The sequence below is a fragment of the Rhizobium sp. A22-96 genome (genome assembly GCF_053521805.1).
In genome coordinates this window covers 699,606-714,293 of sequence record NZ_JBNWDQ010000002.1, presented here as the reverse complement: position 1 = coordinate 714,293, position 14,688 = coordinate 699,606, and the positions used below count along the sequence as shown (strand labels likewise).

At 59.3% G+C, this 14,688-nt stretch carries 11 protein-coding genes; 7 read left to right on the top strand and 4 right to left on the bottom strand.

The window, feature by feature from the left end:
• Positions 1–187: 187 nt before the first annotated feature.
• The 6 genes from chvE (at position 188) to araD (ending at position 8,523) form a co-directional block, all read left to right on the top strand.
• The gene (chvE, locus tag ACQZ6F_RS09905; RefSeq protein ID WP_068401271.1) at positions 188–1,252 is read left to right on the top strand and encodes a multiple monosaccharide ABC transporter substrate-binding protein; all 1,065 of its coding nucleotides are present in this window, start codon (positions 188–190) and stop codon (positions 1,250–1,252) included.
• A 105-nt stretch (positions 1,253–1,357) separates the two neighbouring features.
• A complete protein-coding gene (mmsA, locus tag ACQZ6F_RS09900; RefSeq protein ID WP_077471884.1) occupies positions 1,358–2,896 on the top strand; it encodes a multiple monosaccharide ABC transporter ATP-binding protein in 1,539 nt (512 codons plus the stop codon).
• Positions 2,893–4,098, top strand: coding sequence for a multiple monosaccharide ABC transporter permease (mmsB, locus tag ACQZ6F_RS09895; RefSeq protein ID WP_077471883.1), 1,206 nt, complete (start codon positions 2,893–2,895; stop codon positions 4,096–4,098). Before mmsA ends, mmsB begins: the two co-directional genes overlap by 4 nt.
• Positions 4,099–4,215: 117 nt before the next feature.
• Positions 4,216–5,214 (top strand): AraD1 family protein, encoded by a 999-nt coding sequence (gene araD1 / locus ACQZ6F_RS09890; RefSeq protein ID WP_449092396.1) that lies wholly within the window; start codon positions 4,216–4,218, stop codon positions 5,212–5,214.
• Positions 5,215–5,280: 66 nt separating this feature from the next.
• Positions 5,281–6,714: an aldehyde dehydrogenase family protein gene (locus ACQZ6F_RS09885; protein WP_449091935.1), complete on the top strand. Its 1,434-nt coding sequence runs from the start codon at positions 5,281–5,283 to the stop codon at positions 6,712–6,714.
• Between the two features lie 63 nt (positions 6,715–6,777).
• Entirely contained in the window at positions 6,778–8,523 is a 1,746-nt protein-coding gene (araD, locus tag ACQZ6F_RS09880; protein WP_068401259.1) for an L-arabinonate dehydratase, read from the top strand.
• 106 nt (positions 8,524–8,629) lie between these two features.
• Here the strand turns inward: araD and ACQZ6F_RS09875 are convergent, their stop codons facing one another.
• The gene (locus ACQZ6F_RS09875; protein ID WP_449091936.1) at positions 8,630–9,376 is read right to left on the bottom strand and encodes a hypothetical protein; all 747 of its coding nucleotides are present in this window, start codon (positions 9,374–9,376) and stop codon (positions 8,630–8,632) included.
• Positions 9,377–9,690: 314 nt separating this feature from the next.
• Here ACQZ6F_RS09875 and ACQZ6F_RS09870 point away from each other — a divergent pair, with 314 nt between their 5' ends.
• Positions 9,691–11,277: a serine hydrolase domain-containing protein gene (locus ACQZ6F_RS09870; protein WP_449091937.1), complete on the top strand. Its 1,587-nt coding sequence runs from the start codon at positions 9,691–9,693 to the stop codon at positions 11,275–11,277.
• A gap of 161 nt (positions 11,278–11,438) precedes the next feature.
• Here ACQZ6F_RS09870 and ACQZ6F_RS09865 read toward each other — a convergent pair whose 3' ends face one another.
• The 3 genes from ACQZ6F_RS09865 to ACQZ6F_RS09855 are packed head-to-tail and all read right to left on the bottom strand — an operon-like array spanning position 11,439 to position 14,634.
• Positions 11,439–12,263 carry a transglutaminase family protein gene (locus ACQZ6F_RS09865; RefSeq protein WP_449091938.1) on the bottom strand — a complete coding sequence of 275 codons (825 nt, stop codon included), beginning with the start codon at positions 12,261–12,263 and terminating at the stop codon, positions 11,439–11,441.
• 12 nt (positions 12,264–12,275) lie between these two features.
• Positions 12,276–13,217 (bottom strand): alpha-E domain-containing protein, encoded by a 942-nt coding sequence (locus ACQZ6F_RS09860; RefSeq protein WP_068401249.1) that lies wholly within the window; start codon positions 13,215–13,217, stop codon positions 12,276–12,278.
• Between the two features lie 7 nt (positions 13,218–13,224).
• Positions 13,225–14,634, bottom strand: coding sequence for a circularly permuted type 2 ATP-grasp protein (locus tag ACQZ6F_RS09855; RefSeq protein WP_174071939.1), 1,410 nt, complete (start codon positions 14,632–14,634; stop codon positions 13,225–13,227).
• Positions 14,635–14,688 lie beyond the last annotated feature (54 nt).

Genomic DNA, 14,688 nt, shown 5'->3' with positions numbered 1-14,688 from the left:
TTGACAGTTATACGAAATCGTACGAGTTTGCCGATCGTGCGCTGGTTGCAGATCATAACACGTGAGAGCGTGGAGGAGACCTACTTCGTTTCTCACAATCGGAAGTAAAGCATTCCTTCTACGGAACCTGCCGCAGTTTCGGGCGGGCGTTTTTTCGTCCGCGATATTAACAACAAGGGAGAGAGTAATGAAATCCATTATCTCATTGATGGCCGGCGCTGCGCTCGGCGTCGCTACGCTCGTCACGCCTGCATTCGCAGCTGACAAGGGCACGGTTGGTATCGCAATGCCGACCAAGGCTTCGGCCCGCTGGATCGATGACGGCAATAACATCGTCAAGCAGCTCCAGGCTGCCGGTTACGGCACCGACCTGCAGTATGGCGATGACGACATTCCGAACCAGCTTTCGCAGATCGAAAACATGGTCACCAAGGGCGACAAGGTTCTCGTCGTCGCTTCGATCGATGGCACGACGCTGTCCGACGTTCTGCAGAAGGCTCATGATGCCGGCATCAAGGTCATTGCCTATGACCGCCTGATCCGCAACAGCGGCAATGTCGACTACTACGCCACCTTCGACAACTTCAAGGTCGGCGTTCTCCAGGCTGGCTCGATCGTCGATGCTCTCGGCCTCAAGGATGGCAAGGGCCCGTTCAACATCGAACTGTTCGGCGGTTCGCCTGACGACAACAACGCCTTCTTCTTCTACGACGGCGCAATGTCGGTTTTGAAGCCTTACATCGACAGCGGCAAGCTCGTCGTAAAGTCTGGCCAGATGGGCATGGACAAGGTCGGCACGCTGCGTTGGGATCCGGCAACGGCCCAGGCTCGTATGGATAACCTCCTCTCGGCCTACTACACCGACGCTCACGTCGACGCCGTTCTGTCTCCTTATGACGGTCTCTCCATCGGTATCCTCTCCTCGCTCAAGGGCGTTGGCTACGGCACCGGCGGCGTGAAGCTGCCTGTCGTCACCGGTCAGGACTCCGAAATTCCTTCGGTCAAGTCCATCATCGCTGGCGAACAGCACTCCACGATCTTCAAGGACACCCGTGACCTCGCAAAGGTCACCGTCGACATGGTCAACGCTCTGATGGAAGGCAAGACGCCTGAAGTCAACGACACGAAGACCTACGACAACGGCGTCAAGGTTGTTCCGTCCTACCTGCTGACCCCGGTCGCAGTTGACAAGACCAACTATGAGAAGATCCTCGTAGAGGGCGGTTACTACAAGGCTGACCAGCTGAAGTAATTTTCCGATATACCGGTCAGGGCTCGCCGAAAAGCGAGCCCTGACTCTGATATTTAAGACGATCGCCCGGTCTGCTATGTTCGGTCGCGGCGTTGGATACGGACAATGGACAATACCATCCTCGAAATGCGGAGCATTACCAAGTCGTTCCCCGGTGTGAACGCTTTGGAAAATGTCAATCTGAAGGTCCGTCAGGGCGAAATTCATGCTTTGGTTGGGGAAAACGGGGCCGGCAAGTCCACCCTAATGAAGGTGCTTTCGGGCGTCTACCCGGCTGGCAGCTATGACGGCGACATCTACTATGACGGCGCGGTCCGCCAGTTCAAGACCATCAAGGACTCCGAAGAAATCGGCATTATCATCATTCACCAGGAGCTGGCGCTCGTGCCGCTGCTGTCGATTGCCGAGAATATTTTCCTGGGCAATGAGGTCGTCGCCAATGGCATGATCAATTGGCAGGAAACCTTCACCCGCACCAAGAAGCTCCTTTCCAAAGTGGGCCTCAAGGAATCTCCGAATACGCTTGTGACCGATATCGGCGTCGGCAAGCAGCAGCTCGTCGAGATCGCCAAGGCCCTGTCGAAGAGCGTCAAGCTGCTCATTCTCGACGAGCCGACGGCATCGCTCAACGAAAGCGATTCCGATGCGCTCCTCAATCTTCTCATCGAGTTCCGCAATCAGGGCATCACCTCGATCATCATCACGCACAAGCTCAACGAAGTGCGCAAGGTTGCCGACGAGATCACGGTGCTGCGCGACGGCATGACGGTGAAGACGCTGAACTGTCACGAGGAAGAGATCAGCGAAGACATCATTATCCGCAACATGGTGGGTCGCGAGCTGGCCGACCGCTATCCGCCGCGCTCGGTTCCGATCGGCGAGACGATCTTCGAAGTGAAGAACTGGAACGCCTTTCACCAACAGCATCGCGATCGGCAGATCCTGCACGACATCAACGTCCATGTGCGCAAGGGCGAGGTTGTCGGCATCGCCGGCCTGATGGGGGCGGGACGCACCGAATTCGCCATGAGCGTGTTCGGCAAGTCCTACGGCCACAAGGTCAGCGGCGAAGTCTTCCTCGAAGGCAAGCTTGTCGACACCAGCACGGTGCGCAAGGCGATCGACGCCGGTCTTGCCTATGTGACCGAAGACCGCAAGCAACTCGGTCTCGTCCTGTCGAACAGCATCCTGCACAATACGACGCTCGCCAATCTGCTTGGCGTTTCCAAGGCGACCGTCATCGACGACGTGCGGGAACTGCAGGTGGCGACGAATTATCGTTCCAAGCTGCGCATTCGCTCGGCGGGCGTCTTCCAAGAGGCGGGCAACCTGTCCGGCGGCAACCAGCAGAAGGTGGTGCTGTCGAAATGGCTGTTCTCCGATCCGGACGTGCTCATCCTTGATGAGCCTACGCGCGGCATCGACGTCGGCGCAAAATACGAAATCTATTCCATCATCAACCAGCTTGCCGCCGACGGAAAGGGCGTTCTGATGATTTCATCAGAAATGCCCGAGCTTCTCGGCACTTGCGACCGCATCTACGTCATGAACGAGGGTCGCATCGTCGCCGAACTGCCAAAGGCAGAGGCGAGCCAGGAGAGCATCATGCGCGCTATCATGCGCTCAGGGGAGAAGCATCAATGAGTTCGGCCAACCCAGCCACGGAAAGCCACGTCGTCTCCGTTGGCGATCATATCCGCAACAATATTCGCGAATACGGCATGTTGATCGCGCTCGTGGTGATCATGCTGTTGTTCCAGTGGCTGACCGGCGGCGTGCTGTTCAGGCCGCAGAACCTGACCAACCTCGTTCTACAGAACTCGTTCATCGTCATCATGGCGCTGGGCATGCTGCTGGTGATTGTGGCTGGACATATCGATCTGTCTGTCGGCTCCGTTGTCGGCTTCGTTGGCGCAGTCGCCGGCGTGCTGGTCGTGCAGATGCACATGAATCTGGCGCTCGCGACGGTCATTTGTCTTCTGATGGGGGCCGCGGTCGGCGCCTGGCATGGATATTTCATCGCCTATCACCGTATTCCGTCGTTCATCGTGACCCTGTCAGGCATGCTGGTTTTCCGCGGCCTGACCTATGCGATCATCAACACGACCGGCAACGGCAGCAGTATCGGCCCGTTCCCGCCGGCGTTCCAGATCGTCGCGACCGGCTTCATTCCTGACTTTACCGATATGGGCGGCATTCACTCGACGTCGATCCTGCTGACCGTCGCCATCCCGATCGTCATGTTCTTCCTGTCGTGGCGCCGCCGCAGCGTGAACGAGAAGCATGGTATCGATGTCGAGCCGTTCAGCTTCTTTGTCGGCCAGAATCTGGTGGTTGCAGCTGCGGCCATCTTCATCGGCTACCAGATTTCTTCCTATAGAGGCCTGCCGAACGTTCTGATCCTCATGCTGCTGCTGATCGCGCTCTATGCCTTCGCCACGCAGCGCACCACGATCGGCCGTCGCATCTATGCGATGGGCGGCAATGAAAAGGCGACGAAGCTCTCGGGCATCGATACAAGACGCCTGACGTTCTACACCTTCATCAACATGGGCATTCTTGCCAGCATCGCCGGCATCATCATCGCCACGCGCCTGAATTCGGCAACCGCCAAGGGCGGTGACGGTCTCGAGCTCGACGTGATCGCGGCCTGCTTCATCGGCGGCGCGTCTGCTTCCGGCGGCGTCGGTAAGGTGACGGGTGCCGTCATCGGCGCCTTGATCATGGGTGTCTTGAACCAGGGCATGTCGATCCTCGGCTACCAGACGGACTCGCAGAAGATGATCAAGGGTGCTGTCCTGCTCGCTGCCGTGTTCATCGACGTCTACAACAAGAACAAGGGTTGATCGCTTAAGCGACCGGCCGAAACTTTAAAACCAAATCCATGACAGAGTCCGGCTCTCGCTGAGAGCCGGAACGGTAAACTGCATCCGTTCTCTGTCTGATAGGAAAGGATGAAAGACATGCTCATCTCGCAGATCAAGGGTTCGAACGGCGAGATCGTCGTGGCGGTCCGCAACGGGCCAGGCGAAATTGCCAAGGCTGTCGTCAATGGCGGCAGCGTCTACAAGCTCGCTTTGGAAGCCGCTGATAGCGGCAAGTCGCTGGCATCCGTCATCGAGGCGCATGGTCTTGGCGAAGCGATCGATCTGGAAAAGGTCTATGCCGCGGGCCGGTTCCTGCCGCCGATTACGCATCCGGACGCCGCCCATCTGCATCTGACCGGCACCGGCCTCACGCATCTCGGCTCGGCCGCAACGCGAGATTCCATGCACAAGAAGACCACGGAAGCTGCCGAAGAAACGCTGACCGACTCCATGAAGATGTTCAAGATGGGCATCGAGGGCGGCAAGCCCAAGGACGGTGAGAAGGGCGTGCAGCCGGAATGGTTCTACAAGGGCAACGGCTATGGCGCCGCAGCACCGGGTGCAGCACTGGTATCGCCCTCCTTTGCACTCGATGGTGGCGAAGAGCCTGAAATGGCCGGTATCTATGTCATCGCCAAGGACGGCTCGCCGTTCCGCATCGGCTTTGCGCTGTCGAACGAGTTTTCCGATCACGTCACCGAGCGGATCAACTATCTCTACCTTGCCCATTCCAAGCTGCGCCCGGCGAGCTTCGGTCCGGAAATCCGAATCGGCGCGGCGCCGGAGGATATTCGCGGCACATCGCGCATCAAGCGCGGCGACAAGGTGATCTTCGAAAAGCCGTTCCTTTCGGGCGAGGCGAACATGTCGCATACCTTCGCAAACCTCGAATACCACCACTTCAAATACGGACTGTTCCGCGCCCCCGGCGATGTACATGTGCACATGTTCGGCACGGCTACGCTCTCCTTTGCCGAGGGGATCAAGCCGGAAGCGGGCGATGTGTTCGAGATCGAAGTCGCGGAGTTCGGCCTGCCGTTGCGCAATCCGCTGGCGGTTGCCGCCGAAGAGGAAGTGGCTGTTCGCCAGCTGTAATTCGTCGAAGCCCGGCCGCAAGCATCGGCCGGGCGTTTCCAACACGACCCAGGAAGGCATGATGCCATGACCATTCATCAGAATCTGATCGCCGGCGAGTGGACCGGGACGACCGGTGCCGAAAACATCAATCCGTCTGACACCAACGAGGTCGTCGGTCTTTATGCCAGCGCCAGCGTTCAGGATGTCGCCGACGCGATTGCTGCCGCCAAGGCCGCATTCCCCGCATGGTCCCGCTCCGGCATTCTCGAGCGTCATTCCATCCTGAGGAAGACCAGCGACGAGATCCTAGCGCGCAAGGACGAACTCGGCGCGCTGCTGGCCCGCGAAGAGGGCAAGACGCTTCCCGAAGCGATCGGCGAGACCATCCGCGCCGCGCAGATCTTCGATTTCTTTGCCGGCGAGGCGTTGCGCCTGGCGGGCGAGGTGCTTCCCTCCGTGCGTCCGAATATCGGCGTCGAGATCACGCGCGAGCCGCTCGGCGTCATCGGCATCATCACGCCCTGGAATTTCCCGATCGCCATCCCGGCCTGGAAGATCGCGCCGGCGCTCTGCTACGGCAACACCATCGTCTTCAAGCCGGCCGATCTGGTGCCCGGCTGCTCCTGGGCGATCGTGGATATCCTGCACCGCGCCGGCCTGCCGAAGGGTGTGCTGAACCTCGTCATGGGCAAGGGCTCGGTCGTCGGCCAGGCAATGCTCGACAGCCCGGTTCTGTCGGGTCTCACCTTCACCGGCTCGGTCGGCACCGGCAAGCGCGTCGCACTGTCCTCCGTCGAGCATGGCCGCAAGTATCAGCTCGAAATGGGCGGCAAGAACCCGATGGTCGTGCTTGACGACGCCGATCTGACGGTCGCGGTTGAAGCTGCCGCCAACTCTGCCTTCTTCTCGACGGGCCAGCGCTGCACGGCATCGTCGCGTCTCATTGTCACCGAAGGCATTCACGACAAGTTCGTGGCGGCGCTGACGGAGAAGCTGAAGACCCTGAATGTCGACAATGCCATCAAGGCCGGCACGCATATTGGCCCGGTCGTCGATGCCAAGCAGTTGAAGACCGACACCGACTATATCGAGATCGGCAAACAGGAAGGCGCAAAGCTTGCCTTCGGCGGCGAGCTTATCAGCCGCGACACGCCCGGCTTCTATCTGCAGCCGACGCTCTTCACCGAAGCGACCAACCAGATGCGCATCAGCCGCGAAGAGATCTTCGGACCGGTTGCCTCGGTCATCCGGGTCAAGGATTACGAAGAGGCTCTCGCTGTCGCCAACGACACGCCATTCGGCCTGTCCTCCGGCATTGCGACGACAAGCCTGAAGCATGCGACGCATTTCAAGCGCAATGCGGAGGCCGGCATGGTGATGGTCAACCTGCCGACGGCAGGCGTCGACTTCCACGTGCCCTTTGGCGGCCGCAAGGGCTCGTCTTTCGGTCCGCGCGAGCAGGGCAAATATGCCGCCGAATTCTTCACCACGGTCAAGACCGCATACACGCTGGCCTGACCGCCGACTTCAAGGCTCGGGCGCGAACGAGGCGGCCCGGGCGACGCAAAAGGTACTGAGACTATGAAGAAGAAAGCTGAATGGCCGCGCAAGCTGCGTTCCTACGACTGGTTCGGCGGCACCGGCAAGAACGCGATCATGCATCGCTCCTGGATGAAGAACCAGGGCCTGCCGGCCGACACGTTCGACGGCCGCCCGATCATCGGCATCTGTAATACCTGGTCGGAGCTGACGCCTTGCAACGCGCATCTGCGCGATCTTGCAGAGCGCGTGAAGCGCGGCGTTTACGAAGCAGGCGGCTTTCCGGTCGAGTTCCCGGTCTTTTCCGTCGGCGAAAGCACGTTGCGCCCGACGGCGATGATGTTCCGTAACCTCGCGGCCATGGATGTCGAAGAGGCGATCCGAGGCAATCCGGTCGATGGCGTCGTGCTGCTTGGCGGCTGCGACAAGACCACGCCGAGCCTGCTGATGGGTGCTGCTTCCGTCGATATTCCCGTCATTCTCGTCTCCGGCGGCCCGATGCTGAACGGCAAGTGGCGCGGTAAGGATGTCGGTTCGGGCACGGCGATCTGGCAGTTCTCGGAAATGGTCAAGTCCGGCGAGATGTCGCTGGACGAGTTCATGGATGCGGAGCAGGGCATGGCCCGTTCGGCCGGCAGCTGTATGACCATGGGTACGGCCTCGACGATGGCGTCGATGGCCGAAGCTCTCGGCATGACTTTGCCGGGCAATGCCGCCATCCCGGCCGTCGATGCGCGCCGTCGCGTTATCTCGCAGCTGTCAGGCCGTCGTATCGTGGACATGGTCAAGGAGGACCTGAAGCCTTCCGATATCCTGACCAAGGAAGCCTTTGAGAACGCCATCCGCGTCAATGGCGCCGTCGGTGGCTCCACAAATGCCGTGTTGCACCTACTGGCGCTTGCCGGCCGCATCGGCGTTGACCTGTCGCTCGACGACTGGGATCGCCTGGGCCGCGAAGTGCCGACGATCGTCAACCTGCAGCCCTCGGGCAAGCACCTGATGGAAGAGTTCTACTATGCCGGCGGTCTGCCGGTCGTCATCAAGGCCGTGGGAGAGATGGGCCTGCTGCACAAGGATGCGATCACCGTGACAGGCGAAAGCATCTGGGCCGGCGTCAAGGATGTCGTCAACTACAATGACGACGTCATCGTTCCCAGAGAGAAGGCATTGACGCAGTCGGGCGGTATCGCGGTTCTGCGCGGTAATCTCGCCCCGAAGGGCGCTGTCCTGAAGCCATCGGCCGCTTCGCCGCATCTGATGCAGCACAAGGGCCGCGCCGTCGTCTTCGAAAGCATCGAGGACTATCACGCCCGCATCAACCGCGACGATCTCGACATCGACGAGAACTGTATCATGGTGCTGAAATATTGCGGCCCGAAGGGTTATCCGGGCATGGCCGAAGTCGGCAATATGGGCCTGCCCCCGAAGGTGTTGAAGAAGGGGATCACCGACATGATCCGCATTTCCGATGCGCGCATGTCGGGCACCGCCTACGGCACCGTGATCCTGCACACCGCTCCGGAGGCCGCTGATGGCGGACCGCTGGCGCTTGTCCAGAACGGCGACATCATCGCCGTCGACGTTCCCGCCCGCACGATCCAGCTCGAGATCTCGGACGAGGAAATGGCCAAGCGCCGCGCCGCCTGGGTTTCTCCGGTCAAGCCGCTCAATGGTGGTTACGGCGGTCTCTACGTGAAGTCGGTCATGCAGGCCGACACTGGCGCCGACCTCGACTTCCTCGTCGGCCCGCGCGGCTCGGAAATCCCGAACAATCGCGACAGCCACTGAGATTGATGTCTGGAATTGAAGAGGGGCGGGACGAAAGTTCCGCCCCTCTTTCATTTGCAAAGCCATTGGATTGCAGAGTCGATCCGATGGCTTCTTGTTTTGCGAATTAGACGTTCAATGTTTCGTTCTGCCCGCGTGCGATTGCATTGCTGAAAGTAAAGGCCGTCATTCCAATGACCAAAAAGCCAAGCCCCGCAGCGGCCTGGGGCCAAGAGGATATACTCTGCGCGCCGAGCATGTTTCCCCAGCTTGATCGAGGTGGCTGCACCCCGAGTCCCAGAATGTCGAGTATCGCCAGGAAATAGGCGCTCCATGCGAAAACGGGTGCCGTGAGAGCAACAAGTCGCAGGAATTGACTTCTTCCATCCGCTTCGGAAGCCAGCGAACTCAAGCAATCGTCGCGCGAAATGATGTAGGCGATCCCCACTCCGAACAGAGGCCCGAGCGCAAACGAAGCTGCCACGCCACTCAATTTTCCGAAGCCGATCACAATCAGCGTAATGATGAACAATGGCAAAGCGGAGAAAAGGGACAGTACAATCATCAGCAAACGACCTAGCCAGCGGGGCGCGAGCAAAAATGATGGAGCGATGAAACAGATGTGAGCGAGTATCACGACCAGACGGCCGAAGCGGATCGGGGCTGCCTGTGCCGCACGCCTCAGGAGCCATCCCGAGACGCCGGCCAGAAGCGTTGTCATCAGTCCGGTAAGAACCGTATATTCGCTTCCCGCTACGAATCTGGAGAAGAAATCTCGCCCCAGCTCGTCTGTCCCTAAGAGATGGGTTGGGCTTGCCGGCATTAGACGAATGTCGAGCTTCACGACATAGGCGTCTTGGAGCGGCAACGTCATCGAAGCGCCAAGCAGTGCTAGAATGCACAGAAAACCTAGTGACCAGGCGACCGTTCTTAAATGCAATCTGGACAATCCTGTTTTTTATGCAGCTACCAGATGAGCTTTTTCACAGGCTGAACCTATGCCTTAACTCTGACTTTGAACAGGCTCCTGGCTCGAGACTGTTACCTTGGCGCCACCACGCGCATGCCAGAGACCCGGCGTCGCGACAGCAAAGGTCCGTGGCGAACGAGCTAGGCATGCGTGGGAATCTGCGCATAGTGTACTGCCTAGCGCCTGTGGGGATAGTGTTTGCGTGATCGGAGATCATCATGGGCATGCAGGTCAGGAAGCGGTTTGTTCTGAGCGTAGTCTTAAGTTTATCTGCGTTGTTCGCTGAAGCTCAATTCGGGGCGGTCCGCGCGCAGAGCCCGGACCAATCAATCTGGCCGACCAAGGAATGGCTGACGTCTACACCGGAAGAGCAGGGCATGGACTCAGCGGCTCTTGCCAAACTCGTCGCCTATGGCGCGCGCAACAGCTTCGACAGCCTCCTCGTCGTACGTCACGGGAGGATTGTCACCGAGGCCTATTACGCCCCTTACACCGGCGATATCTCGCACAACCTGTTCTCCTCGACGAAAGCGATCACCGGCACTCTTCTCGGGATGGTCTATAAAGATGGCCTGCTCGATAGCCTCGATCATCCGGTGCTGGATTTTTTCAGCGATCGCCAGATCGCGAATGTCGACGACCGGAAGAAAGCCATCACGGTTCAGAATCTTTTGGACATGACCCCCGGGCTGGATTGGGACCAGGGGTTTGAGGGCGGCAAGCAGCAGACGATGTTCGATCTCGCGCGAAGCTCCAACTGGACCCAGTTCATTCTGGATCGTCCCATGGCGCACGCGCCGGGAGAGGTTTTCAACTACAGTAACGGCAATCCGGATATTGTTTCCGCAGTCATCACCAGGCTGACCGGCAAGCCCGCCGAGGACTATGCAAGGGAAAGGCTTTTTGCGCCGTTAGGCATTGTTGACTGGCATTGGGAGCGCGATCCCCAGGGTCTTACGATGGGACACGGTATGCTGTATTTACTGCCGCTCGACATGGCGAAGATCGGCTATTTGTATCTGCGGCACGGCGAATGGGAGGGAAGGCAACTTCTTCCACCCGGCTGGGCCGATGTCCTGAGCCACAGGCTCGTCAATGTGCGTGCGTCGGACGATCCTAACGAGAGCTATACGAACTTTATTTGGGTCTTTCCCGACAGGCACGCCTACATGGCGAACGGCAAAAACGGCCAGTTGATCATGGTGTTTCCCGAGCTGGATGCCGTGGTGGTGACCACCGCCAGAAAGCAGGTTGATTACAAGGTCCTGATCAATGCCGTCTCCAGCGCGGCCAGGTCCGACGGGGCGCTGCCGTCGAACCAGAATGCCGCGGCGCAACTTGCTGATGTCATCAAGGATGCCGCCGTCGAAAAACCGACACCCGTCGGCCCAACGCCTGAGATCGCTGCCGCGATCTCCGGAAAGACTTACAAGTTGTCTGAAAACGCGTTTGGTTTGAAGTCGTTCATGCTCGATCTGGCGCAGCCTCGCCCGCATTTCGACGTCGAGTTCTCGTTGCACTATCCCGCTGGCTCGTCGGTCAGATACAGCTTTCCGATCGGGCTGGATGGACTTTATCGCAAAGGGCCGCCAAAGCTTTCCGATCCTGCCATTGGCCACATCACCGAAGCCAAGGGAACATGGCTGAATGCACAGACATTCGTGATCGATGTGCCGATTTTGGGATTCGGCGAACAGCAAAAACTCGTCCTGACATTTAGCGGCAGGAAGCTGCATTTTCTGCGCACTGTCGATGTGGGCGAGGGCGAAGATGTATCGGTAGATGGCGAGCAGGTGGCCAACTAGGCGACAAGCGCGGCGGTCGTCGGCCCAGATGTTTGAGATGGATCGTTCAAGCGTCGGCACAACCAATTCGCGATGCCGCAAGCATTCCAAGTGCAGCGAGAGTTCCGCATCTAAGCATGCAGAATGCTTTGCGGGAATAATTTCAGCTCAGCTTGCCGCAATCAGCTTTGGGTCTGACTCTGGCTCTGTCCCTGGTTTGCGACAGTCACCTTGACCGTGAGGCTTTCACCCGGCATTCCCAGGCGCATGCCGGAGACGGGGGCGGCGTCGCGGTAGCAGAGGCCGGTGGCAATGCGGACGTAGCGCTCGTCGGGGCAGACGTCGTTGGCAGGGTCGAAGCCGACCCAACCAAGACCGGGAATATGCGCCTCCGCCCAGGCGTGGGTGGCGGCCTGCTCGTTCTTGCCTTCCATCATCAGATAGCCCGAGACGTAGCGCGCCGGAATGCGCAACGCGCGGGCGGCGGCGATGAAGATATGGGCATGGTCCTGGCAGACGCCGCTCTTCTTTTCCAGCGCCTGCTCGGCCGTTGTTTCCGTGTCGCTGGTGCCGGGCTTGTATTCCACCGTCTGATGGATAGCGCTCATCAGCGCGTGCATCCTGCCGAGTTCATTGTCTCCGGAGACGCCACGCAGCATCTCCTTCGTCAGCTTGCCGGCCTTGGTGCGCGGCGTATCCCGCAGGAAGAGCCAGAGTGGGCCGAAGCCGCTGTGCAGGCCGGTAACGCCGTTGAGATCCTGCGTTTCGATTTCGCCGGTGGCGACGATCCGGGTCGAATCCTGTTCGCCATCGAGTGAGACGAGCGTCACTCGATTGGCGAACTGGTCGTCATATTCGACTTCCGGACGGGCGCCTTCGACCATGAGCTTCCAGTCGAGAACGGTCTGGCCGGCGCCGGTCAGCGGCGTCAGACGCAGGCGCTGCAGCGAGAATTGCGACGGTTCATCGTAGCGATATTCGGTGATGTGGCTGATCGTCAGTTTCATGATGTCGCCCGCTTACTGATAGAACCGGTAGCCGTCGGAGATTTCCGCGCCGAGCTTGTTGTTGCGCAGCACGAAATCCTCGAGGAATTCATGCAGGCCCTGATCCATGATGTTCTTGATCGTGAGCTTCTGCAGCATCTGGCGAATGGCTTCCGCCGTATCGTGCGCCGGCAGTCGCTTCTCGTAATCGGCGGTCAGAAAGGTGATGTTGCCGACGATCTTCTCATAGCAATAGGCCAGCGAACGTGGCATCTGACCGTTGAGGATCAGGAAGTCGGCGATGTTGGCCGGAGTGTATTCGGGATCGTAGGCCCACTTGTAAGCCCGGTGCGCCGAGACCGATCGCAGGATCGATTCCCATTGGGCGTTGTCGAGCGATGAGCCGACATAGGAGACGGACGGCAGCAGGACGTAATATTTCACGTCGAGGATGCGGGCCGTATTGTCGGCGCGTTCGATGAAGGTGCCCATGCGGGCGAAGTTATAGAGCTCGTTGCGCAGCATCGAGCCGTGGAAGGCGCCACGGATCAACCCGGCACGGCGCTTGATGACGTCGATCATCTCGGGCAGTTCCGCGGTTTTCAGGCGCTTGCCGAGCATGGCCTTCAGCTCTATCCAGCATTCGTTGGTCGCTTCCCAGGTGTCGCGGGTCAGCGCCGTGCGCACCATGCGGGCATTGTTGCGGCCATATTCGATGCAGGACATGACGCTCGAGGGATTGGAACGATCACGCATCAGGTAATCGATCGCATCCGCTCCCGTGAGCTTGCCGTGCACTTCGTCATAGGTGTCGCGTACGCCGGCGCTTTGCAGCACGCCGTCCCAATCGTCATCCACCGCGTCGCTCCGCGTCAGCGACATGCGCTGACCGGCATCGACAAGACGGGCTATGTTTTCTGCTCGCTCGATGTAACGGAACATCCAGTAGAGGCCATTGGCGGTTCTTCCAAGCATGTCCGTCTCAGTCCTCCAGAACCCAGGTGTCTTTGGTGCCGCCGCCCTGGCTGGAATTGACCACCAGCGAGCCTTCCTTCAAGGCTACGCGGGTCAGACCGCCGGGGATGATCCGCACCTTGTCGGAGACCAGCACATAGGGGCGCAGGTCGACATGGCGCGGCGCAATGCCCTTATTGACGAGGATCGGCACGGTCGACAGAGACAGCGTCGGCTGGGCGATATAGTTGTTCGGCCTGCTCTTCAGCTTCTCGGCAAATTCCGTCCGCTCCTTCTTGGAGGCTGTGGGACCCACGAGCATGCCGTAGCCGCCGGAGCCGTGGACTTCCTTGACGACGAGATCGGCGAGGTTCTCCAGCACATATTTCAGGCTGTCGGGCTCCGAACAGCGCCAGGTCGGCACATTCTCGAGGATCGGCTTGCGGCCGGTGTAGAATTCGACGATCTCCGGCATGTATGAATAGATCGCCTTGTCGTCGGAAATACCGGTGCCCGGCGCATTGGCGATGGTGATGTGGCCGGCGCGATAGACATCCATGATGCCTGGAATGCCAAGTGCCGAATCCGCGCGGAAGGTGAGGGGATCAAGGAAATCATCGTCGACGCGGCGATAGAGCACGTCGATGGCCTCGTAGCCGCGCGTGGTGCGCATCTTCACCTTGCCGTCGATGACGCGCAGATCCGAGCCTTCCACCAGTTCCACGCCCATCATGTCGGCGAGGAAGGAATGCTCGTAATAGGCCGAATTGTAGATGCCCGGCGTCAGGACGGCGACGCGCGGCTTGCCCTTGCAGCCGGGAGGGGCGAGCGAGGCGAGGCTCTGGCGCAGCTGCAACGGATAGTCTTCGACCCGCCGCACCTTGTTCTGGTGGAACAGTTCCGGGAACATCTGCATCATCGTTTCGCGGTTTTCCAGCATGTAGCTGACACCGGACGGCGTGCGGGCATTATCCTCGAGCACGTAGAACTGGTCTTCGCCGGTGCGCACGATGTCGGTGCCGACGATATGGGTATAGACGCCGCCCGGCGGACGAAAGCCGATCATCTCGGGCAGAAAGGCATCATTCCGCTCGATCAGCTCGCGTGGGAGGCGGCCGGCGCGGATGATTTCCTGCTTGTGATAGATGTCATAGAGGAAAGCGTTGAGGGCGATGACCCGCTGTTCGATGCCCTGGGCGAGCTTGCGCCATTCGCTGCCTGATATGATGCGGGGGATGATGTCGAAGGGGATGAGCTTTTCGGAGGAGTCTGCGTGTCCGTAGACCGCGAAGGTAATGCCCGTTTTTCGGAAGATGTTTTCCGCATCTCGGGATTTGGCAATGAGGTGGCCTCTATCCTGGCCGGAGTACCACTCGAAGTATTTCTCGTAAGGTTCGCGCGGACTTTCATCCGCAGTAATCATTTCATCAAATGCCAAAGGCGCGGTCCCCGTGTTTTTACCCATTTGAATACAATGGTTTTTACAATGCAA

Bases quoted from the DNA above. Each gene is read 5' to 3' on its own strand.
- chvE (WP_068401271.1), top strand. From the start codon at position 188: ATGAAATCCATTATCTCATTGATGGCCGGCGCTGCGCTCGGCGTCGCT.
- mmsA (WP_077471884.1), top strand. From the start codon at position 1,358: ATGGACAATACCATCCTCGAAATGCGGAGCATTACCAAGTCGTTCCCC.
- mmsB (WP_077471883.1), top strand. From the start codon at position 2,893: ATGAGTTCGGCCAACCCAGCCACGGAAAGCCACGTCGTCTCCGTTGGC.
- araD1 (WP_449092396.1), top strand. From the start codon at position 4,216: ATGCTCATCTCGCAGATCAAGGGTTCGAACGGCGAGATCGTCGTGGCG.
- ACQZ6F_RS09885 (WP_449091935.1), top strand. From the start codon at position 5,281: ATGACCATTCATCAGAATCTGATCGCCGGCGAGTGGACCGGGACGACC.
- araD (WP_068401259.1), top strand. From the start codon at position 6,778: ATGAAGAAGAAAGCTGAATGGCCGCGCAAGCTGCGTTCCTACGACTGG.
- ACQZ6F_RS09875 (WP_449091936.1), bottom strand. From the start codon at position 9,376: ATGACGTTGCCGCTCCAAGACGCCTATGTCGTGAAGCTCGACATTCGT.
- ACQZ6F_RS09870 (WP_449091937.1), top strand. From the start codon at position 9,691: ATGGGCATGCAGGTCAGGAAGCGGTTTGTTCTGAGCGTAGTCTTAAGT.
- ACQZ6F_RS09865 (WP_449091938.1), bottom strand. From the start codon at position 12,263: ATGAAACTGACGATCAGCCACATCACCGAATATCGCTACGATGAACCG.
- ACQZ6F_RS09860 (WP_068401249.1), bottom strand. From the start codon at position 13,217: ATGCTTGGAAGAACCGCCAATGGCCTCTACTGGATGTTCCGTTACATC.